Here is a 20,357-nt window from a genome sequence, read left to right as displayed (position 1 = left end):
AATTTGACTGTTATTTTTTGTCCTTGCCCCTTACTCATTGAATATCACCTCTACTTCCGGCAATGGTATAAACGTTGGGATTAGATTAATAGGTGTGAATGTGTGTGTCATGTTTATATAGGTATAACCTGCCGGGTTGATTGCTCCTGTGATGTCTACCTGTATGTCTCCATAAACATTGTTCAAGCCACTCTCCACCACATCGGAAACGTGAAGCCTATAGTTTAAGTCGTCCACCTTCTCAATGCTTGTCATCTGAATTACCGTGCTGTTATCAAGATTTGTTACAGTTACATTTGCCAGGGTAAGACTTGGTATAGGATGGTCAATAGTTAAATCAATAAACCATCCCCAATCATCATAAGGTTCATTAAATTCATCAAGCATGGTCTTAGGTGCGTTCAATGCCATAAAATCATTGTCTGTATCTGCGTAAAGTAGAGTAACTCCTAATTCTGCGGGCACTGCTGATATTGTCTCTTGCGTGTAGGCTCCGATGTAATCTATCGGTATCAATTCAACCTTTAATTCTGCGGGCGCCACTGTCACGCTTTCCGCAGCTATTGCCATCCCTGCCCAATTTCTGTCAGTGATATACCAGTAAATATCGTTAAACGAATCTTCTACAACAAATCCCATCCGGTAGTCGTTGGTAATAAATAGGTTCAAACTCAAAGCTGTACCTGTAAACTCAGCAACCTGTCTCTCAGGCTCCCATGTATAGGACAAGTCCAGTAATTGACAATAATTTCTATAGTAGACCTTACCATCAGATTTAATATATCCGACTACAATGCCCTGGTCCTTGTCTGCCATGTTGAGGTTCTTCCAAGCCCTTATTGCCCTGCAATAAACAACACCTGTGGCAAGTTGTTGCTTTGTGCCTGTATCATCCCACAGTTGCGCCCAAAGTACCCCTGTATTATCAACCCAAAAAATCCATGGCTTTTCGTGGGCGACAAGCCTCCATAGATTCCTGTACCTCTCCCATTCACCATCAAAGGCAATGGCAACCGATGAACCTGCGCCAACATCAAATTGATCAACCCATCCGTCCTTGAACTTGTCCGGGTACTCCCTGATGGATGTCCCTACCACTCCGTCATTGACGTGGATTTCATATATTCTATTCGGTGGGCCTGTGACCTTTTGCCTTCGTGGAGCGACTGATACATCCCCAAGTCCCGTCTTTTGTCTTATAGTTTCCACAACCCAATAGCTACTATCGCTGACGGTGTTTCTTGCCCTTGCAATCGCCACTGACATTTTAGGTTGTGCGTTGTTTGCTTTTGTTTGGTATTGCGAGTTTAATTTATTAGACAGTACGGGGTCTACATTTCTCATATAGACCCCTCCTCAGTGATTGATAAAGTAATACTACTTGTATACCATATTCTGTTTTGATCCCTATATCTTGGTGTTATACGCTCCCAAGATGGCTGAGTTGTGAATCCCGTGTAATATTTATCATCAACAATTAATTTGGCTTTTTCTCCTGTCATATGGATTTCACCTAACCTTGCCGCCTGTGATTCAGTTACAAGTACCTCAAACACTCTGTATGGTTGAGGGTCCCCTATTATTTGAAGGTGGGTAGTACCATCAAGTAATTCATTCTCAACTCTGATTCCTTTGTAATAAATAGGCGATAAATTCCTAATAGCCGTGGAGAGGTCAGTGCCATCTAATTCTACAAGCTTTATCATGTCCTGATCTCCCTCCTTAACTGATCCATCACTATATCTACTACTGCAGTGAGCTCTCCTGCGTTATTAACACCTTCAACTCTTATAGTTCCGGAATGTAACATAGATCCTCCTGAAGCCCCTGATTGGGATGAAATGTTAGCTCCTGCCATGGTTGCGTTTAACATCTCATTGGCTTGTCTTTGTACATTCATGAGATTCTTCTTAATTCCTACTGCGAATCCCTCACTGACATTACCGCCCATCTCCTCCATAACCTTTGAAGGTGATTGAATCCTTAAAGCTTTTTTTACTCCACCTGTAACTGTATCTACAACACTGCCTATGGCATCCTTTACCTTGCCTATCATAGCCTTTACACCATTAATCAACCCATTGATGATATTCTTTCCCACGTCATAGAGATTAATGTTTCTTAATGTGTCCATCGCTTCATTAATAGGTTTAGTGATAGCTTCTTTAATTTCGTTGAATCGTTGTTTTATTGACTCCCATAACTGTTTGGCCGCTGCCTTAACCTCATCCCAATTCTTATACAGTGCCACTCCTATGGCAATAATGGCTGCCACTGCTGCAATGGCTATACCTATTGGGCCAGCCAGAGCGGTGAATGCTGCGCCTAATACCGGCAAAGCAGACGTGATTGTCCCAACAACTGTGATTACCTTTCCAATAATCACTAATAATGGCCCTATTGTTGCTACAACAGCAATTATCGTAGTTATCATCTTAATTTGTCCTTCGTCAAGGTTCCTTATCCATTCAAGTGCGCCTTCTACTACGACTGCCAGATCTTCAATCATTGGAGTCAACATGTTGGCAATTTCTGTTCCTAGTGCTGCAAAAGAACCTGTGGCCGTAGCTTTTAACTTATCAATGGAATCATTAAACTCATTTGCGCTATCGAGGGCTTCTTGCGACAAAATTAATCCCGCTTCTGCCGCTTCATCCCCTAATTGTTTAAGTGCATCCGCCCCACCTAGAATTAAAGGGTTTAAGTCCTGGGCTGACCGTCCAAAGATTTCCATTGCAATCGAATCTCTTTCGGTTTCGTTTGCGACTTCACCTAATTTTTGGATAACTTCGTCAAACACTTCTTGATTGTCCCTCAACTCACCAGTAAGATTATCCTTAACATCAACCCCAAGCTGTTTGAAGGCATCAGATGCTGCCCCTGTTCCGCCTTTGGCCATACCCATGTTTTTAGTGAGCTTTGCCATTGACCCTGTTAATGTTTCTAGTGGGACATCAATCCGCTCCGATGCGTACTGAAATTTTTGAATTTCCTCAGTTGATAAACCTGTTTGCTTTGAAAGAGTGTTTATTTCATCTGCAGATTGCCCCGCTTTTACTCCCAGGGCAACTATCCCACCAAGCGCGCCAACGGCTGCAGTCGATAAGGGCATCATTTTGTTTCCCGCATCAGACACTTTTCCACCAAAAGCCTTCATGTCTTCCCCAGCATTTTTAAGGCTTTGTGTTAGATTGCCGCCAAAGTCCTTAGCCGCCTGTTCTACTTTTTTTAGTTCTTCCTCAGTCTTTATAATCTCCCGTTGAAGCGCCCTGTACTGCTCTTCTGAAGCTTCGCCTTTTTTGACCTGCTCCTGCACCTGCTTCTCTGCCTCTTTAAGCTGCTCAAGTTTATCCTTGGTAGTAGTCACAGAGTCTGCAAGTATTTTTTGTTTCTGTGCGATAAGCTCAGTGTTTTTTGGATCCAATTTCAATAGCCGGTCAACCTGCTTCAACTCAGAAGACAAATCTTTGGAGTGTTTGTTGACCTCACCCATGGATTTAACAAGCTTGGTAGTTTCGCCGCCTATTTCTATAGTCAAACCTTTTATTTTGTTGGCCATGTATTTTCACCTGCCTTTAAAAGCGATCGAAATCGCTTTGATTTGCAACCCTTACCTCTTCATCGGTGTTATCTTCATCTTTAGAGTTTTCATTGTTGTAAGTAACGATAAAATCAATTATCATGCCTATTGTCATTTCACTAAAGTCAGATAACGATAAACCCCTTTCAAGCGCCCTGATGATTAATATCTCAGTAGTCAACTCAAAAGAGGTATCGTCGTTACCTATGCTTTTTTTTTACTTTTTACACTGCTTGAAAATGAGCTTTGAATCATCTCTAACCATACCGGGAAGTTTTCCTTATCCAGTAATGGGAATGTGTCGAACCCATCAAGCCACTCCATTGGAGGCGGGATTGTAGGGTCTGCCTGTTTTGCCAATGCCCATACCATGTCATAGAAGACACCCAGGTCAAGAGCTGAGATGTCCTTGATTTCCTTTGTCTTGCTGTCTACCGATTCAAGTACCTTCACAAGATCCTGGATGGCATCTCTACCAAACTGTGCCTTATACTTTAATAGGTATGCAGCGGTACTCTTAAATTTGACCTGCCTACCATCAATTGTCATTATCTTTTCCATAAATTACGCTCCTACTGTCAATTCAACTGTAACCGCATTACCCTTCATAAACTCTACTGTTACTGTATATGTTCCATTTTCAAGTCCTGCAATGTAGGATTGGTCTATGGTCACATCAGCGCCTGCTACAGTCAGATAAGCTCCTCCAATATTTGCTCCATCAAGTTTGACGTTTATTACCTCGTTTGTTGCATCGGTGGAGGTTGAATCTATAGTAAGGTCAGCCGGTGCCGCCTTGCTGAAGGATTCCGCACTGGATGCTACTGTGTTGCTTACAGCATTCTTTACATACACCGCTGTATAGAATGTGTCATACCCTGTTTGGTCTTGGTGTAGTTTTGCCTTGACGTCCCTTGTGTCTGGTGCAGGCCTTGAAGTGATATTCATTGTCTCAGTTTTAGGCTCTTTTGTAGTGGTCTTTGTGCTGCCCTCTACATTAGGTCTTGAGGCCGTTACATAATACATTACATGCCTTGTCTTTTTAGCATCTCCGTCAAACTCAAACATCAGCGCAAACTTGCTCATTTTGGCATCCGCATTCTCTATCAAGGCACCATTGGAATCAAACTCTTCGCCGAAAATATCCACCCTGAATTGGTCTGGGATAAGAGCCATCTCAAGAGTACCCTCATATCCGTTGTTGGTGTTCTCCTCAAAATATGACATATCATCAGCGTGGAATACCACTGGATCACCTGATGCGTTTTGTACTAAGTTTACAGCTCCTGGCACTGGAATAGGTGTTGCAAAGCTCACTACTCCATTATTCTCAGTGATCTTTGAATAGTGGACGTTTCTCAATCCATATTTAACTTTATTTCCGCTCATAAACTACACTCCCTTCTTAATCTCATCAACTATCACTTGGGCCATCTCAGGCACACTCTTTTCAAAGGTAGCCTTTATAAATGGCTTTCCTCTAGTTGTGGAATACTCAAATATGTTCGCCAGGGCTATATCCCCGGATTTGCCTTCTACTACTGTTGTATTTCCCACAAACCTTCTCAATTTATATTTCTTGCCCTTTCCCTTCCAGTTCTTTGCAAATTTGCCTGTTTTCTTAGGGCTTGCCACTTTTAGGTTTTTGATTAATACCTTTTCAGCTTTTGTCAGGCCTTCTTCTGTCATGTTGTATACTACATCACCATATTCTTCAAGTATGTCTGAGATGGCATCCTCAAACATCTCGGGTGTCAACATTACTCCTGAAAAATCCGACCATTTGCCCATCTAAACCACCCGCCAATACTCAAAATCAAATACCGTGACGAGATACCCTATGTCATCAACATCCCCTCCGTCAAAATGACCGAATGGTAAACTGAATCCTTCCGCATACATAGAGCTTTCTATGATGTCTTCAATCTGTCTGACCCTTGCCCTGCCTGCTGATGTCTCAATCATGTCTGCCCGGTAGTAGTACCTGACGGTTATCTCTGCTGACTTTGTAAGGGCTTCATCATCTGCGTGGTCTTCTTCTCCATCTCCTGCCAGGCTATAGACTATATACTCATCTGTGTCAGGGCCGGACTTTCTTTGCTCGTGGGAATGTATCCCTAGAGGATAGAGGGAGGTATCAAGGGTAGTCTGTGTTAATGCTTTTATCATAGGCCCTCATACCTCCTTACTCTAAATTCCAGGAATTGGTTCTCTTCCTTCACATTGTCAACCCCACCCCATAATTCATACACATTGGGATTGTTCTTGTCAGGTTCACCCTCTACTATGCCGGATGTGTCAGCGTTCTTGATGATAAGGACCCTGACCGTTCTAAGCTTCTCATATATGTCGGGGTTATATGTCATCCTGATTGTTGCTGAATCCTTGACCCCTAGAGATTCAGCTGACATTGCCCGGTCTCCAAAGGATCCTGTCCATTCACAATAGTAAGTTTCAAATGCCCCGCTTGTAATCTGCATCCATTGTGTGGTGTTACCTTCTCCCGGTACATAAGTTGATTGTCTGGCATATAGCTTTATGGGTGTATTAGGATTAAGTTTCATCAACAACCACCCTGCCTTGGGCTATAAATGACATTAGTACCGGGTGATTAACAAGTAGTGCAGGGTCTGTTGATTGTGCCATCTTGCAATAGAGGACAATAGCCTCCTTTGCCAATGGAGTAGGAGTAAGAGCGTCAATCTCCCACCCAGCCCCTTTGAAGTAGTCAATGGCTCCATCTATCATCCCTTGAATCTCTGTATCTTTGTTTGCCTCGGAGTAATACACCCCAAGCCTTAGTTTCACATCATCAATTAATGCCATTTAATCACCCACTTTATTTATCTTTCTTACTCTTTTTCTTAGGCTTCTTTTCCTCAGGGAGTGGCTCCACAAAAACCCCTAAAGGGGTTGAGTTTATTTCCTCAACCCGCTTCTGGGATATTGTCAGCACTTCATCGGCTTCATGCATCTTCCCTGTATGTTTGTCCTTATATCTCTTGATTACCTTAACATTGATATGTCATCACCTCTTAAACTGCTGCTACCTTCTCAACAGGAAGGAATCCTTTGTACTTGTTAACAACTCCACCTGCTATGACCTTACCAAAGAACCCAACTTGTCCTTTTTCAATGTATCTATCGTCTGACCTCTTGATTGTCAGTGGTGAGAACATTGGAAGTTCATAGTTCGTAGGTGCTCCGTAAACCATGGTCATAGTACCTACCACAGTCGCATCAGCTGACAGCGCATTACAAGCGCTATTGATTGTATAAGGTACTCTCAGTCCTTCTTCTTCAATAACTCCACTTGCACCATCATAGCTTATCTTGTAGTAAGGTCTTCCATCACTAGCCTTAACTGCTGCGAATGCTGCAAGGTCAACTTTGTTCAGGAATAGAGTTGCTGGGCTTTCAACATCTTCATCAGCACCATAGGCAAACACTATTGTCCTCAAAGTATCCGCATCTATAGCAGATATTTCTGCCTTGTATGTCAATGGCATTACAGTAGCAGGTGATGAATATATTCCCTTAAGCTGATTGGCTCCGCCTATACCTGCAATTATCTGATTACTCATTTTCTTTCTGATGGACTTTCTTACACTGTTGACTATCCTGTTTAGGTAATCAGCGTTTGGAAGTTCGATTACTTCCTCATTTACAATGGCGCTGTTGGTAATTTTAGCCCTACCGGTTGAGTTAGTGCCAAAAGTACCCTCATCATTAGTGTAAACGTCCGCTTCTGCTGTATAATCTGCATCTCCATCAGTAATCTGGAATGCTACCTCATATGAGTTTCCACCCTCTAGGCTGAATGCGTCTACAAGGTCGATAGTCTGAGCAACTTGATTAAAGTTGTCAGCAACATCTCTCTTATACTTGTTTTCAAGCATGATGTTAGTAGTTGCAACTGCCCTTTGCTCCAAGAAGTCCTGGACCTCTTTAGTCAGAGTAACTTCTTTACCACTTCTGAGTTCTTCTGCAATCTCTGACAGTCTTGTTTCCATCTCTTTGCTAGGCGACTTCCTTGCTTCCTGGCCTTCCTTGTTTGCTACTACAACCCCTGGGATTTCTCCATTTACTGCAAGAGTTCTTTCAGATTGTCCTTCTTCTCCTTCTTCTCCTTCTTCAGGCAGCTCGTCAATCATGGATTGGATGTTTCTAATTTCTTCGTCAATCGCTTCCACTGCTGCTTGAAGTGATCTCAGTTCTGCAACTTCTGTTGCCTTGTCCACTTCTTTCATCTTTGCTGCTCTTGCATCCTGCTTAGCTTTTAAAAGTTTCATTAATTTTTCTCTCATTATTTGTCCCCTCCAAATTTAATTTTTAGTTTCAATCTTTCAACTTCCAACTCGTTCAAGCTATCCAGCCGCTTTTCTTCACTCTCCAGTAAGTCAAAGCTTCGAGCATATATAGAAGTGGAATCGTAGAACGGTGTATCCACAACCGACACATCCCACAACTTAGCGATGCTATTTACTTCTCTTGTCGTCTCGTTTTCTCCAAATGTCCAGGTGTCCCCGCCATCCGCCACATTAAAAGCGAATGACATCTTGTCTATTAGTCCTGCCTGAATCGCCATGTAAGCATCCCTATTGCTCTGTGTGTCCAGGAGTTCAGCTCTGATCTTAAGCCCAACATCATCAACTATCAATTCAAGCGACTTGTTTCTTGTTCTTGCCATGATAAGCCATGTGTCATTATGGTTGTATCTCAGAGGGACATCCTTCATGTCTGTCTTGTCTAAGGCTCCCCTCTTGATTGTCTCCGTAAACTTCCTAGAGCCATACTGATGGGTTGCTGGCTTATCAAACGTAATGGCATAGCCCTCAATCAACATCTTGTTCTCTTCATTATCCACAGCCCTTATTTCAATAAGCCTGTGTTCCCTATCCTTCTTGATTGTCATTTTCTCCCTCCTTTACTCCTGCCTTGCCCTTCTGGTAACTATCTACATCTTCAAGATTGACATAGTTAAGGGACTGCAACCTTCGATTTCCTCCCTCGAATGGCTCAATCCCGAACATTGCTCCTATTTGATTAAGATTCATTATTCCCGTTTCCTTTGCCAGATTAGCAAGTTCTAGTTTGCTCTTTGAATCCATGTATTGTACTTTTGAATAGTAAGCTTTTAGCCTGTGTCCAACATCCATTTCCCTTTGAGTGTATATACAGGCTGTTGCAGCCTGCTCAAATTGGACTATAAACTCCTCTATCGCTGTCTGGTAGAATGCTGAATGCTGTTCTCCGGTGTAGTCCCCTGATAGTATTGCAGCGCTCACTCCGTATCTCTCCTGGATCACTGCCTTTAGGAATTTCATAACATTATCGGGAATATCAGCTGTAGATATCTTTGCAGGAGTAAACTCCCCCGCCAGATCTGTAGCTATCATTCCATTGCTACTTGTAACAATATGTTTTTCAAACTCATCCCTTATCTGATTCAATTTCACTTGATCAGCCATGGTTTTGGCCGAGAAAACTCCCTTTACTTGTAAGCTTGCCTCTATACTTTTAGGTAACCCTTGAATTGTTTTATCCAGGGCATCAAGGGTTCTTTTTATCTCATAATTGTTAAGATTCCCATGTTCATCGCCGCCACCAATAACTGTGTTGCCTCCACGTCTCCATTTAAGGTGTATCAAATCTGCATAAGGCAGGGTGTAATTACTCCCATCTTCAAAGTAAAACCTTACCTCCCAGGCTGTTTGATTCCTGACCCCTATTTCTATCCACTGTGGATTCAGTGGATAGAAGGAAATGTAGCGTTTAAACTCCCTACCATCCTTTAGTCTCACAATCTCGTATTGTGGATAGATAAAAACATTTCCTTTTTTTCTCCTTATCCACTCCACATTGGCTAGAAAATCACTTGTGGTCTGTAGTGGATTTGGTTTGAATCTGAAAAGCCTTGTAATATCATCATTTTGTACTCTTATCTCACTTCTGTTTTCAACTACGCTTTTCAACTCAATCTTGCTGACTTCCATAGTCACCCTTTCAATGGCATTATTGACGAAATCCGATAAGTATATGTCCTCTCCAAAATTGCTGAATATCGGCTGCGTGTCTGTAAGCCAGAGCTTATACCGTGAGGCTTGTGACCTCGGTAGTACGCTTTTAAGATAGTTTAATACTCCCATTTAATCACTCCCTCCTTAACCTACTATCGCCATAAACTCTGACCTATGCCAGGATAGTGTAGTATAGGCTATTATTTTACTTGCTGTTCCGTCTATACGTTTTGTTGAGTGTATCTTAACGGGCATTATTCGCCCAACCTTATCGAGTATGATCCCTGTGTTTTTGAAACACCACTCACATACAGGGTTATTCTGGTAGTTGACATTGTGATCACGCATGTCTGCCTCTAATGTCCTCATTGGATCATTAAGCACATCGAACTTCTGCGGGATATTTATTGCAATCTTGTCACCGAATATCTCAATGTAACGGTTCTGGAAATCTTTTGCGAATCTATTATCATAACCTGACTTAAATGGCTTTAAATCGTATTCCTTCAACAATTTAAAGTGCCAATCGGCTATAATGCTGCTCTCAACTACATTCCCCTTGACTATGGTGATATATCCGGCCTTAGCCCAGGCTTGATAGTCAACATCATCAGGACTGTCCTGTAACTTACTCTCAGGGATCCAATACCTTGTGTGCATATACATCTTTTTATCATTAGGCCTTTTAAGTAGTATAGTTGATGCACAAAGGTCTGTTGTCTCTGCAAAGTCATTGCCTGATATGTAGAAGGATCCTGCAAAGTCTTTCAGGTCAAATGTTTCCAGATTTACAATATCGCTTAAATCAAGCCATGATTGAGCGCTTGACTGCTTGAGATTGAAATCTTTGGCCAGTACAAAGGCCTTAGTAGCTGAGTTTGTCTTTGCCTCTTCAATCATCTGTCTTACAAATGATTTTTTCTTGATGGTCCCTAAGTCTGGGTTACTCTTGACCCAGGATGATTCATCTTGCCATATCTCTTCCTCATTATCCTGAGTATGGAGCCATATCAACCATCGAGGCCGAACCAGTTCGCCTTTAAGCACCCTCCTTGCATCACTTAGCCTGCCATCTAAGTAGCCGCCTTCTTCAAATCCCTCTGTTGTCATTTCAAAAAACAAAGGCTCATCCTGCGTGGATAAAGCCTGTCTTATTGGCATGATTGAAGAGTTGTCTTTCAGTTCATGAACCTCGTCAACTGCTCCAACCTTAATATTTTTACCTTCTTTGGCTCCGGTCTTTGCTGAAATCTTCCGGATATTGCCCTTGTTCCTGTAGCTGAATTTCCCCTTCGTTTTTCTATTCTTGGGATTCCCAAAGTATATCCCCTTAATGTTTCGCCTGGTTACTTTTGCAAGTTTTGGGCTTTCCTCTCTCATTGCATCTATGGCCTGAAACATAAGATCTGCCTGCTCATAGTTATTGGATGAACATAGTGCCTTAGTTCCCAACTCTCCACAAAACCACTCAGCAAGGACCATTGCAGAAACAAGAGGAGTTTTTCCACACTTCCTGGCAATTAGCAGGAGTGATTCTTGAAACAGCCTAACCCATTTATTCAATTCTTCGTCAAACATCTTAAAACTATACAAGGTTTCAATATAAGCCTTCTGCCTTAAGGTTAAAATAAAAGGCTTCCCAGCAAAGGGAGCCTCATAGTGTTTGCACTCTGATTCAATAAATTTGATTCTTATATCTGATTCTGACGTGTCATACCTGTAGTCTGGATTCTGGAAGTTCTCAAGCAGTATATCAAGCATCTGCATGAGTTCATTTCCAATAAGGATTTCCCCTTCCTTGCACTTCTTGATGTAAGTGAGCAGATATGATTCAGGATACTCTTTATATAGCTTATTCGTAATCGTCAAGTCCGTCATCTTCATCATCCATTTCTACAGCCAGGTGTTTGAATAGCTTGTCCATGATATTGGTTAAGGTTGCTGAATGTTTGGCTATTGCATTTGATACAGGCAATGCCCGTTGCAATGATGCATTCTCAGGGTGTATCTGTACAAGGCCCGTTTCCATCGCCTGTTTATTCAACTTTTGCAGGTACAATCTTTCATAAGCTGCTTGTTCAATAAGTGCCTCCATTGCATTGAGTTTGTTATCATCGGCTCCTGGAAATTCCCTTTTCAGCCGCTCAATCTCTTTTGATAATTCCGGAGTTTTCATAATCTCACCTGCCTTCAAATGTTCTCGAAAAGTCTCAACCGAAAAGTCAAAATTTCAGTGTGTGTGCAGAAAGGGCCCACTCCCAGTCTGCGAAAATTAACTTAAAATAATTTTAAAGGGGGGCATAACCATTGCAATTACTACATCCCATAGCATAATAAAAGACAAGGATTGCACCTTGTCTCATATACTCATCTTTAATCTTTCTTCTCTATCTTCATACACTTCATTGTTACTCTTAATACTATTACAATAGTGATGTGCTAACTTTACATTGTCCCATGTATGTGTACCACCTTTACTTACTGGAATCACATGGTCTATTGATGGATAGTCAGCTCCTACGATAAAATTATTAAGCTCATCCATTGTGTAATCATTCTTATTACACTTGCTACCACATATATGGCATCTGTTCTTATCTCTTTTAATCAACTTAGTTAGAGATATACTCCAATCAACTCCGCCATTTTCTTTTAATCTTGTCCTTCTGTTTATATCTTTAATTCTATTGTCACGCTTGTTAGAACATTCCACTGAACAATACTTTTGATTTACATTAACTGCATTAAATGAAGTCCCACACTCATCACAAACAAATCCTTTTAATCTTTCTTTCTTTTCAATTCGTTCATTTTCTCTGATGGATTTATTCTGTTCTCTCACCATCCGATTATGTTCTCTTACTAATAAATCAAGTATTGACTGCCTTAGTCGTTTTATCTCATTGCAGCCATCGCATACAATATTATAATCTACTTTACTAGGTTGAACATAATAAGCCATTCTTTCCTGCACATGGCCACACTTTTTACACTTACATTTAAACATACTATCTCTATTGGTAAAACCTGAATGATATTCATAATCAGGATAATGAGTTTCAAATAAGTCTTTAAATCCCTTTTCTCTAGTCTCTTTACTCCCATGATAATCACTAGACCTAAATCCACTCAGTCCGCCCTTGCGACAATACTCTCTTACTTCCTGTTTTGTACAACCTAAAATATCTGCTATTTCTTTATAACCTTTATCTTCTTCTCTTAGAGCTTTAACTAAATCCTTTTGTTCTTTAGTAAGCATAATAAATACACCTCCGTAGTGTCCTCCGATTATCTTGTGTAGGAAACAAGGCTCGGAAGGCCTTGCTTGTCAATAAGGCTCATGACTTCCTTATCTATCCTACACTTATATTATACCCTATAAACATTGATATTACCACATTATCCATTGTACTTATCCCACCAATCGTTGATATATTCCAACCACCTATCAGGCTTGTCGCTATCCTCTAGCCTCTGTATACACTCTTCCTTGGTACTCTCACAGTATATAAGCTCAGCTCCTAAACTCTTGGCCAACCTCTCCCGCTCATACTTGTCAGGATATCCACCTATGATATAAGCATCATACCAGTTACCATACCTGGTCTTGATCTGCTGCAGTAACTCATCCCTTAACTTAAATACATTGAACCTCACATTGTTAGGTTTATTGTACCCCTCCTGTAAGGTTACAGCTTGCCATATGGCATCCAGATCCAATACTATATCCCCTTGCCTCATGATCTCCTTAACAAGAGTTGTCTTGCCTGACAGTGGACTACCGTACACAATATATACATTCTTCTTATTGCCAAATCTCCTGTGCTCCTTGTTGTGACATTGCTGACATATAACCTCTACATTCTCAGGATTGAGCGATATGTTTGGATCATCAACATTGTCCTCAGTCAACTCAATCTTGTGGTGTCCTATCAACTCCGACATCTTACCTGCTATATGTCCACACCTGTTACACTTACCGCCTGCTGCTATCTTAGAGTTGTATGATAGGCCCCGCCATTCTTGTGTGCAATAGAACTTATGAAGCTTATCCATACCATCACCATATCTTCTTTCTTTCCATTTCCTGATTGAATGCTGCGACCTCTTTATCCAGATCCAATTTCCCTGGATTGTCACTCCATTTAGTCTTACCCTTATCATCCTTATCCTTATTCTTCAGCAATAAGCTACAGGCGGCTACATTAGGCGGCTGGTATTTCTTTGCAACTTCCTTATACCTAACTTCCTTGTCATCCTCATACCTGATGTATGTTTTTTCCTCTTCATAATAAAATCCTGTAGCGCTCTTGGATAAGGCATTCTCTATTTCAGTGATAAAAACTTCTTTGCCCTTTTTTAACGCATCCATTAATTCCGGATATTTGTTTTTATATTCACTGAATGTTGACATTGCCACTCCTAAATTCTTGGCAATCTGGGCCTCGGATAATCCATCACGGCACCATTTTTCAACAAGTATTAGTTTGTCCCTTACCATAGGCCATTTGCTCCTAGCCACATTATCACCACCTAAAATATTTGCAACTCGTCAGCTTTCACATCTAGTTATAACCTGCACTCTTTCAAGGTTGGATATGCTTCTTGTATTTAAACCCTATCCTTGAGTTTTTAATCAGTGCATTCTCCACCACTTTTAGCTTGATGGACAACTGCTCCTTCATGAAATGTGTTACGAGTAAGGTCCCATGTTTTAGGTAGAAGTCACCCGCTACTCACTGACTTGTTGCCTCTATAAATTATGAATAATTGACATACTAAAGGGACCCATCCCAGTGATAGGCCCCAAAGAAAAGGAGGTATATATGATGATTCGATTATTTATATTTTCCGCTAATATCATAGTATCATACGGTTTACTCTCAAAAGTGCCACAATACTGCCAAAATTAATCATCTTCTCTTAGTAGTCCAAGATTAAGCCCTACTGATATGACCAATTCCCTTCTTAGTCGGAAGTAGCTCCTGTCCGATATGTTCATCTCAAGATAGACCTCTCTCCATGGCCTGCCTTCCAAATACCTGAGCTTGAACAATTCCGTGTGCTTATCCCCCAATATATCAAGGCTTCTGTCTATGGCTTTTAGTGTCCTCTCTGCCTTGGCCAGGAAGGTTGAGCTTGCAAGTTTTATTGACTTAGCCCCTGTCGGGTCTGATATTGTTGACCCTCTACTTCCCTCTTTCTCTACCTGTGCTGTTCCCTCTATGATGTCCTCCCTGCATAATGCCAGCTCTCTCTTGGTTGATTTGTATGAGTACATCTCATGCTCTATGTACCTGAATATTGATTTTTCTATTCTCATTTAAGCCTCCTCCACAATCCCAGCATCCTCGTTTCGGAAAATTCCTTGACCTCTTGCTCTAACTCTGCCATTAAATCTTTATACTCTGGATCAATGACGTTTAACTGTTTGTTGTTAGGCCACTCTTGGGCCTCTTCATATACAAGTTGTTTGATTCTTGGCCCTAACTTCCTCGCCTTAAACTTTGAGTAGGCTTTTATGTCTGCAAATATTTTCTTGAACCTCTTGTCCTCTATGGATATATCTTCCTCATCCACTTTGAGGCAGTAAGCATCAAATGCAGCCCACCTGCCCTTATCTGTAAGGTGTTTTATAGCCCTGTCAATATCATCTTGTACCGCCTGTTTCCAGATGCTGGCATATAACTCCTGATACTCTATCATCGGCATCCTACCTTTTCTTTGTAAAATGGACAATCCTTCTCTATGACTATATCAAGGCAATTACAGTTATTCTCCCTTGTTGTTTTATAAGCAAATCACCCCTTGACCTTGCATTTTTGATATGGGTTCCTCTTTTTCAACGTGCTATACCTGGATGTTATAGTCTCCTTTGTCGCCCGTGGAAATTTCTCCACCATTTCATCCAGTGTATGCGTTTCATAATTTGCCAGTAACCACTTATTATCTTCATGGCTCCATGTACTTACTCCCATCAAATCACCTCCTACTATATGTTGAAGTGCCTACAAGCTCTATCCTGTTTTGACCGCCATATGTCTGAGTTATGCAATATATCTTGTACTGCTCCCCTAAATATTCAATTACATCATCATGGCATAGTTCAGTAGCTCCATAATACTGATATATCCATCTTGCAATTCTCAATAATGCTTTTCTAATCATCACTCCACCTCCACAATCTCAACCTCTATCCTCGGATTCTTGCTATCAACTTTAAAGGTATTGCTCCATCCTGCATTTTCTTTCCATCCATCGTTTTTGATTACTCCCGCCTCCACCAATCCGTCAAATATAAATTTTACAGCTGCCGCTATGTTGTCAGGGTCCCGCCTCTGGTTCTTGCTATACCATGTGATGTTAAGGTAGACTTTTTCCATCTGTGGCAATTTCTTTACACTCCATATAACAAGCTGTGTATTTTCCTTTTTTAATTTGTTGTAAGCGTGGTAATGACTTTTGCCTGCCTTGATAATTTTATTAAGTCCTGGCATCTCACCAGGTATGATAATCTTATAAGTCATTTACACCCTCCTACTTTAGCTTTGAGTAACATATCTTACAGAAATGAATCCCGCTATTTACTTCAATGGCACACTTTTCGCAAATTTCCCTATCACATGTTTGAGTGTATTCTTTGAAGCTATTTTCATAGTCAGTCGTTCCGTCAGGCTTTTTCCGGTGGAGACTTTTATTTATCATAATCGGCATATCGCACAGTAACGTTGCTTGTCTTCTCTTGCAAATATCACAAGGTACGAACTTCCCAACTTCTATTACATCTCCCATCATAAAGCCTCCAAATCGAACATACTAATCTGACGTCTTACTTTGTTCAACCTATCCAATGATGTTTTGTAGTAGACTTCATCCTTTTCAAATCCCATAAACTCAAACCCCATTTCATGGCATGCTATTAGTGATGATGCACTCCCCACATGAGTATCAAGTATCTTGTCTCCTGTTTTGGCATAGTTATACAATAACCATTTGTATAGCTTTATAGGCTTTTGAGTAGGATGTATTCTAACTTCGTTCTTCCCTTTATCGCCTTGTTGAACCGAATCTTCTGAGATTGATTTACCTTGCATCATTCCATTCCACATATACCTGAAAATCCTCACGCTGTCGTGGTAGCTGCAGTATGCTATCTCACAATCTGAAAAGGATGAACTTCCGTTTACTTTATCCCATACTATACGCCCGCTACCATCCAATACAGTGGTAGGAAAGTAGTTTATTCCCCACACTATCTGATTATTAGAAATCCTTACCAATTCCTTAAAGTAACTATCGTCAGGCAAACCCCACTCTTTGGATGGTTTGTATTTCCGTTGCACTCCTATGGGGCTGACCCTTCTACCATAATAGTTCCTCTTTTCTGGTCCCGTGAAATAGGGCGGGTCAACTATAGCAAGATCAAAATATTTATCTGGTATCAACTTCATACCTTCCATGCAATCCATATTGTAGTAGCTATTCAATTCGAGCCTCATTTATCTCAACCCCTTTTATCAAAAAGGTATATCGTCATTATCGGTGGGATGGAATCCATCTATGTCGGAGTAGTCTGTTCCTGATGATTCCTTCTTGTCGCCCCACTCTAAAAACTCAACGCTATTTGCAATTACATCAACTGTATATACCTTCTTTCCGTCCTTGTCCTCGTAGCTTCCAGAATTAATCCTACCTGATACCGCTGTCTTTCCGCCTTTTGCTAGATAGTTAGCACAATTCTCGGCTAATTTCCCAAACGTGACTATGTTGATGAAATCTGCCCCCTGGTCTTGTCCGTCCTTTTTTGGTCTGTTGAGTGCAAGGGTAAATCTTGTGATTGCTAGCCCTGATTGTGTGTATTTCATTTCCGGATCACGTGTTAAATTCCCTATAAGAATAACTTGATTCATTGTCTATTCCTCCCTAATTCCTTTTATTAAAATCCCATCATCGTTCACTACTACATCAAGCCTTGATACATCTATTTCTTGTAGTGATATAAACACCCTATCCCAATCTCCCTTCCTGTGTTTGGTTGCTATCCCCCAAGGGAATTGATATACTCCCCATGGTTTAAGGTGTTTAGTGTGTGTTTCATTCATCCATACTCTCCTCGACTAAATTTTTTAGCACAATCAATGCTTCTGATAACTCATATATCTCACATTTGAAGTATTTTCTTGCTTCTGTCTGTTCCGAAATCCAATCACCAATTATTTTCAATGCTTCTTCTGGTTTCATTCTCATTCCTCCAATCCACTTTGTTTCCACAGTACTGACAATATGCACTTGCGGTTCTTGTGCTTATGACTCTTTCACAGCCTCCGCACTTTCCTATACTTCTAAATGCGTTCAATCTTTCAGGTTTCTTCGCTAACTGCTTTTCAAGGGCTTGGATTATAATCTCGGCATCTGAATCATAAAAAACTAGTGCTGTTTTATCTTTCCCATCTGCATGGTCAAATCCAATATTTATCTGGTTTCTAATTTCAGCGGCTATTTCTTCATAGGTTCTCATCTTCTCCCTCCTTTAGAATGTATTGCTCAATGTCCTCATCAAGTGCTGTCTTCCAGTAATCAACCTCTGGCTCTGCTGTTGCTTTTTTGAGTGCATCTTTCAAGGCTTGATTCTGGGCCTTTAACTCTTCCGCATATTGTCTAGCGTTTTCGATAACCTCTTGGAATACACTGTTTTGTATTTCCAAGTGATGAACTTTCCTTCTCAATCTTTTGTAAATTGTCAGGTATCTAATCATCTTCACCCTCCTCATATCCCAATACTTCTTTAGCCTTATCTAACGCTTCTGTATGTGTCATTTCAGGATAATCACGCATTATCCTTACAGCTTCCTCCACAATATCAATGTGTTTCCTAGTTTTCTCATCCACCTTCCTACCTCCTCAACCTGTAATTATGTTCCTTGCCTGATATCTCAGCTATATGTCCCTTGGTCATCTCTATCATTCTGCTGCCTATCCCCTCATCCAAATCAAGAATCTGCATTGCACTGCATTCGGAAGATATGATTATTGGCAGCTGTTTGATATATCTGTGATTTATAATCTCAAACATTATCCGCTTGTCCGCTTCATTCAGGTACTCACCATAAGGACCCTTGCCTATTGCGTTCTTGTATAGGTCATCTATGAGCAGGACCGCTGCATTTTTGTACTTGCTCATCTCTCTGTTATAATCAATCTCGGATGTGACCACCTGCTTGATCCTTGGAAGATCTTCCCTATACTGCATATACCTGACCCCTATGTTCTTTTTCATGAGCTCATTGGCTACTGCTATTGTTAGATGGGTCTTACCTGATCCAACCTGACCCAGCAATCCAAGGCTGTTGTTTTTCGTGTCCCTGATGAGGTCAAAATTCTCAACGTACTTCCTGGCAGTAATGAGCATCCTTCTTGTAGGTTCGCTCAAAACCTCATAATTATCAAAGGTCTTTTGTAGGAATGCCTCTGTTATTCCACAACTCTCAATAATCCTTTTATATAATTTTGCCTCCCTGCATCTGCAAGGTCTTGCTGAGTTTGTATCCTGGTCAATGATCCATTCCTCATCCTTGCAGATTTCGCACTCATATTCAATTTTCTGAGTAGTAGATGTGACTGAGATCTCCCCACGGTGTATCTTTTGCATCATCCTTTGTGCTATTGTTTCCAGCGAATCCATTTTCTCCCCCTTTCCGGTTGTCATACTTTCCTTCCAAGACCTTCACAAAGTTGTTTACATTGAAGATCCAATCAATATCAGGCTTCCAGTCTCTATCGTTCCTCCCTTGTAAAAAGTCGGAATCTCTTATCTTTTGTAAGGCTACTATTACTTCATCAAAGCCATATTCGTTTATTCTTGCTTTAATATGTTTTTTTCTCTTATTGGTCATCTTTCTAGGTTGAGGTAAATCCGGTAACATATCTTTGTAAAAGTCTACTACCTTAGAAGTAATATCTTCTTCTTTATCTAATTCTAATTCTTCTTCTAATTCTTCTTCTGTTGCGTGACTGTCACGTGACGTCACGTGACCACCCTCTAAAATTTCTAGTTTTTCCTTTTCTCTTTGCCTTTGTTTGCGTATTCTGTTTTGTGTTCTTATCTTCTCAAGCCCTTCAATGTTCTGATGTTTATCCCAGTTTGTGAGCCTCAAGAATCCATCGTTGGTATAATCAATCATTTCTAACTTTTTAAAAGTATTCAGGGCTAATTTAACAGTGCTTAAAGGCCTCCGAAATTTATGGGATAACATCTCATCTGTATAAGGTATCTGTTCTGTTAAAAATATGAACCCATTAGCATTGGCTTTACCTGCAAGAGTCAACAATTTAATCCAGATCACCAGGATGGCATCAGATTCAGGAAGACTCTCTATAAAGTCAATTTTTTCATCTTCAAACATATTGGTAGTAATCTTAATCCACTTTACATCTGACAACTTCTCACCTCCCAGGAGGGTTTGAACCCTCCATTATTGACTCTTAAGCCATTCAATTGTTTTCTTGATTTCTGTCTCAGTTAATTCCTTGGAATGCTTTTTCTTAAACTGTTGTGTGGTGTAGTCTACAGCTGCCTCCGCCATGTCTTTGACCTTAATCAACTCATACATCTGTTGCAGTAATGACTGGTTATTTTTAGGTGATTGTTGTTTTTTATTGGTAGCTTGATTTGTTGGCTGTGCTTGTGTTTTAGCATCCGGATCATCTTCGTCTGTGGGTAACCCTAAACATTTAAGAAGAAAATATCTTTCTGAATA

33 protein-coding genes are annotated in these 20,357 nt (G+C 40.7%); all 33 read right to left on the bottom strand.

The features are described 5' to 3' along the window. Positions 1–30: 30 nt before the first annotated feature. Complete coding sequence (locus ACKVDP_RS12415) at positions 31–1,344, bottom strand: hypothetical protein (RefSeq protein ID WP_409229200.1); 1,314 nt, start codon at positions 1,342–1,344, stop codon at positions 31–33. Continuing rightward, a complete protein-coding gene (locus tag ACKVDP_RS12410) occupies positions 1,341–1,706 on the bottom strand; it encodes a hypothetical protein (protein WP_409229199.1) in 366 nt (121 codons plus the stop codon). Before ACKVDP_RS12410 ends, ACKVDP_RS12415 begins: the two co-directional genes overlap by 4 nt. Further along, positions 1,703–3,559, bottom strand: coding sequence for a phage tail tape measure protein (locus tag ACKVDP_RS12405; RefSeq protein ID WP_409229198.1), 1,857 nt, complete (start codon positions 3,557–3,559; stop codon positions 1,703–1,705). Before ACKVDP_RS12405 ends, ACKVDP_RS12410 begins: the two co-directional genes overlap by 4 nt. A 225-nt stretch (positions 3,560–3,784) precedes the next feature. Then, the gene (locus ACKVDP_RS12400; RefSeq protein WP_409229197.1) at positions 3,785–4,141 is read right to left on the bottom strand and encodes a hypothetical protein; all 357 of its coding nucleotides are present in this window, start codon (positions 4,139–4,141) and stop codon (positions 3,785–3,787) included. A 3-nt stretch (positions 4,142–4,144) separates the two neighbouring features. Continuing rightward, on the bottom strand, positions 4,145–4,969 hold the full coding sequence (locus ACKVDP_RS12395) for a major tail protein (protein WP_409229196.1): 825 nt from the start codon (positions 4,967–4,969) through the stop codon (positions 4,145–4,147). A 3-nt stretch (positions 4,970–4,972) separates the two neighbouring features. After that, positions 4,973–5,371 (bottom strand): hypothetical protein, encoded by a 399-nt coding sequence (locus tag ACKVDP_RS12390; protein WP_409229195.1) that lies wholly within the window; start codon positions 5,369–5,371, stop codon positions 4,973–4,975. Then, positions 5,372–5,749, bottom strand: coding sequence for a hypothetical protein (locus ACKVDP_RS12385; RefSeq protein WP_409229194.1), 378 nt, complete (start codon positions 5,747–5,749; stop codon positions 5,372–5,374). Continuing rightward, on the bottom strand, positions 5,746–6,144 hold the full coding sequence (locus ACKVDP_RS12380) for a hypothetical protein (protein ID WP_409229193.1): 399 nt from the start codon (positions 6,142–6,144) through the stop codon (positions 5,746–5,748). Before ACKVDP_RS12380 ends, ACKVDP_RS12385 begins: the two co-directional genes overlap by 4 nt. Continuing rightward, positions 6,134–6,406: a hypothetical protein gene (locus ACKVDP_RS12375; protein ID WP_409229192.1), complete on the bottom strand. Its 273-nt coding sequence runs from the start codon at positions 6,404–6,406 to the stop codon at positions 6,134–6,136. Before ACKVDP_RS12375 ends, ACKVDP_RS12380 begins: the two co-directional genes overlap by 11 nt. Before the next feature lie 209 nt (positions 6,407–6,615). Next, the gene (locus ACKVDP_RS12370) at positions 6,616–7,887 is read right to left on the bottom strand and encodes a phage major capsid protein (protein ID WP_409229191.1); all 1,272 of its coding nucleotides are present in this window, start codon (positions 7,885–7,887) and stop codon (positions 6,616–6,618) included. Continuing rightward, positions 7,887–8,495: an HK97 family phage prohead protease gene (locus ACKVDP_RS12365; protein ID WP_409229190.1), complete on the bottom strand. Its 609-nt coding sequence runs from the start codon at positions 8,493–8,495 to the stop codon at positions 7,887–7,889. Before ACKVDP_RS12365 ends, ACKVDP_RS12370 begins: the two co-directional genes overlap by 1 nt. Next, positions 8,476–9,729 (bottom strand): phage portal protein, encoded by a 1,254-nt coding sequence (locus ACKVDP_RS12360; protein WP_409229189.1) that lies wholly within the window; start codon positions 9,727–9,729, stop codon positions 8,476–8,478. Before ACKVDP_RS12360 ends, ACKVDP_RS12365 begins: the two co-directional genes overlap by 20 nt. A gap of 15 nt (positions 9,730–9,744) precedes the next feature. Continuing rightward, positions 9,745–11,478 carry a terminase large subunit gene (locus ACKVDP_RS12355; protein WP_409229188.1) on the bottom strand — a complete coding sequence of 578 codons (1,734 nt, stop codon included), beginning with the start codon at positions 11,476–11,478 and terminating at the stop codon, positions 9,745–9,747. Next, positions 11,453–11,776: a hypothetical protein gene (locus tag ACKVDP_RS12350; RefSeq protein WP_409229187.1), complete on the bottom strand. Its 324-nt coding sequence runs from the start codon at positions 11,774–11,776 to the stop codon at positions 11,453–11,455. Before ACKVDP_RS12350 ends, ACKVDP_RS12355 begins: the two co-directional genes overlap by 26 nt. Positions 11,777–11,959: 183 nt before the next feature. Beyond that, a complete protein-coding gene (locus ACKVDP_RS12345; RefSeq protein ID WP_409229186.1) occupies positions 11,960–12,859 on the bottom strand; it encodes an HNH endonuclease in 900 nt (299 codons plus the stop codon). Positions 12,860–12,999: 140 nt separating this feature from the next. Beyond that, the gene (locus ACKVDP_RS12340; RefSeq protein ID WP_409229185.1) at positions 13,000–13,656 is read right to left on the bottom strand and encodes an HNH endonuclease; all 657 of its coding nucleotides are present in this window, start codon (positions 13,654–13,656) and stop codon (positions 13,000–13,002) included. Between the two features lie 4 nt (positions 13,657–13,660). After that, positions 13,661–14,122, bottom strand: a complete 462-nt coding sequence (locus tag ACKVDP_RS12335) for a helix-turn-helix domain-containing protein (protein WP_409229184.1) — start codon at positions 14,120–14,122, stop codon at positions 13,661–13,663. Between the two features lie 387 nt (positions 14,123–14,509). Then, complete coding sequence (locus ACKVDP_RS12330; RefSeq protein WP_409229183.1) at positions 14,510–14,923, bottom strand: hypothetical protein; 414 nt, start codon at positions 14,921–14,923, stop codon at positions 14,510–14,512. Further along, entirely contained in the window at positions 14,920–15,306 is a 387-nt protein-coding gene (locus ACKVDP_RS12325; protein ID WP_409229182.1) for a hypothetical protein, read from the bottom strand. The genes ACKVDP_RS12330 and ACKVDP_RS12325 overlap by 4 nt, the downstream gene beginning before the upstream one ends. Before the next feature lie 95 nt (positions 15,307–15,401). Next, the gene (locus ACKVDP_RS12320) at positions 15,402–15,578 is read right to left on the bottom strand and encodes a hypothetical protein (RefSeq protein WP_409229181.1); all 177 of its coding nucleotides are present in this window, start codon (positions 15,576–15,578) and stop codon (positions 15,402–15,404) included. A gap of 4 nt (positions 15,579–15,582) precedes the next feature. Further along, positions 15,583–15,768: a hypothetical protein gene (locus ACKVDP_RS12315; RefSeq protein WP_409229180.1), complete on the bottom strand. Its 186-nt coding sequence runs from the start codon at positions 15,766–15,768 to the stop codon at positions 15,583–15,585. Then, positions 15,768–16,127, bottom strand: a complete 360-nt coding sequence (locus tag ACKVDP_RS12310; RefSeq protein ID WP_409229178.1) for a RusA family crossover junction endodeoxyribonuclease — start codon at positions 16,125–16,127, stop codon at positions 15,768–15,770. The genes ACKVDP_RS12315 and ACKVDP_RS12310 overlap by 1 nt, the downstream gene beginning before the upstream one ends. A 10-nt stretch (positions 16,128–16,137) precedes the next feature. Further along, positions 16,138–16,392, bottom strand: a complete 255-nt coding sequence (locus ACKVDP_RS12305; protein ID WP_409229177.1) for a hypothetical protein — start codon at positions 16,390–16,392, stop codon at positions 16,138–16,140. After that, positions 16,392–17,087: a DNA methyltransferase gene (locus tag ACKVDP_RS12300; RefSeq protein WP_409229176.1), complete on the bottom strand. Its 696-nt coding sequence runs from the start codon at positions 17,085–17,087 to the stop codon at positions 16,392–16,394. Before ACKVDP_RS12300 ends, ACKVDP_RS12305 begins: the two co-directional genes overlap by 1 nt. Positions 17,088–17,117: 30 nt before the next feature. Continuing rightward, positions 17,118–17,510, bottom strand: a complete 393-nt coding sequence (locus ACKVDP_RS12295) for a single-stranded DNA-binding protein (RefSeq protein ID WP_409229175.1) — start codon at positions 17,508–17,510, stop codon at positions 17,118–17,120. A 3-nt stretch (positions 17,511–17,513) separates the two neighbouring features. Beyond that, complete coding sequence (locus tag ACKVDP_RS12290; protein WP_409229174.1) at positions 17,514–17,702, bottom strand: hypothetical protein; 189 nt, start codon at positions 17,700–17,702, stop codon at positions 17,514–17,516. Continuing rightward, positions 17,695–17,841, bottom strand: coding sequence for a hypothetical protein (locus tag ACKVDP_RS12285; protein ID WP_409229173.1), 147 nt, complete (start codon positions 17,839–17,841; stop codon positions 17,695–17,697). Before ACKVDP_RS12285 ends, ACKVDP_RS12290 begins: the two co-directional genes overlap by 8 nt. Then, positions 17,807–18,118 (bottom strand): hypothetical protein, encoded by a 312-nt coding sequence (locus tag ACKVDP_RS12280; protein ID WP_409229172.1) that lies wholly within the window; start codon positions 18,116–18,118, stop codon positions 17,807–17,809. Before ACKVDP_RS12280 ends, ACKVDP_RS12285 begins: the two co-directional genes overlap by 35 nt. Further along, positions 18,105–18,356, bottom strand: a complete 252-nt coding sequence (locus ACKVDP_RS12275) for a hypothetical protein (protein WP_409229170.1) — start codon at positions 18,354–18,356, stop codon at positions 18,105–18,107. Before ACKVDP_RS12275 ends, ACKVDP_RS12280 begins: the two co-directional genes overlap by 14 nt. Next, positions 18,349–18,489, bottom strand: a complete 141-nt coding sequence (locus ACKVDP_RS12270) for a hypothetical protein (RefSeq protein ID WP_409229169.1) — start codon at positions 18,487–18,489, stop codon at positions 18,349–18,351. The genes ACKVDP_RS12275 and ACKVDP_RS12270 overlap by 8 nt, the downstream gene beginning before the upstream one ends. Positions 18,490–18,493: 4 nt before the next feature. Continuing rightward, positions 18,494–19,282 carry an ATP-binding protein gene (locus ACKVDP_RS12265; protein WP_409229168.1) on the bottom strand — a complete coding sequence of 263 codons (789 nt, stop codon included), beginning with the start codon at positions 19,280–19,282 and terminating at the stop codon, positions 18,494–18,496. Further along, complete coding sequence (locus ACKVDP_RS12260) at positions 19,194–20,039, bottom strand: phage replisome organizer N-terminal domain-containing protein (protein WP_409229167.1); 846 nt, start codon at positions 20,037–20,039, stop codon at positions 19,194–19,196. Before ACKVDP_RS12260 ends, ACKVDP_RS12265 begins: the two co-directional genes overlap by 89 nt. Positions 20,040–20,072: 33 nt before the next feature. After that, on the bottom strand, positions 20,073–20,357 hold a 285-nt coding region (locus ACKVDP_RS12255), incomplete at its 5' end, for an ERF family protein (protein WP_409229166.1).

The sequence above is a fragment of the Gudongella ferriphila genome (assembly GCF_046224405.1).
Taxonomy (GTDB): Bacteria; Bacillota; Clostridia; order Tissierellales; family Tissierellaceae; genus Gudongella.
Note: the sequence above shows the minus strand (reverse complement) of the source record. Positions and strands in the feature narration are given on the sequence as shown.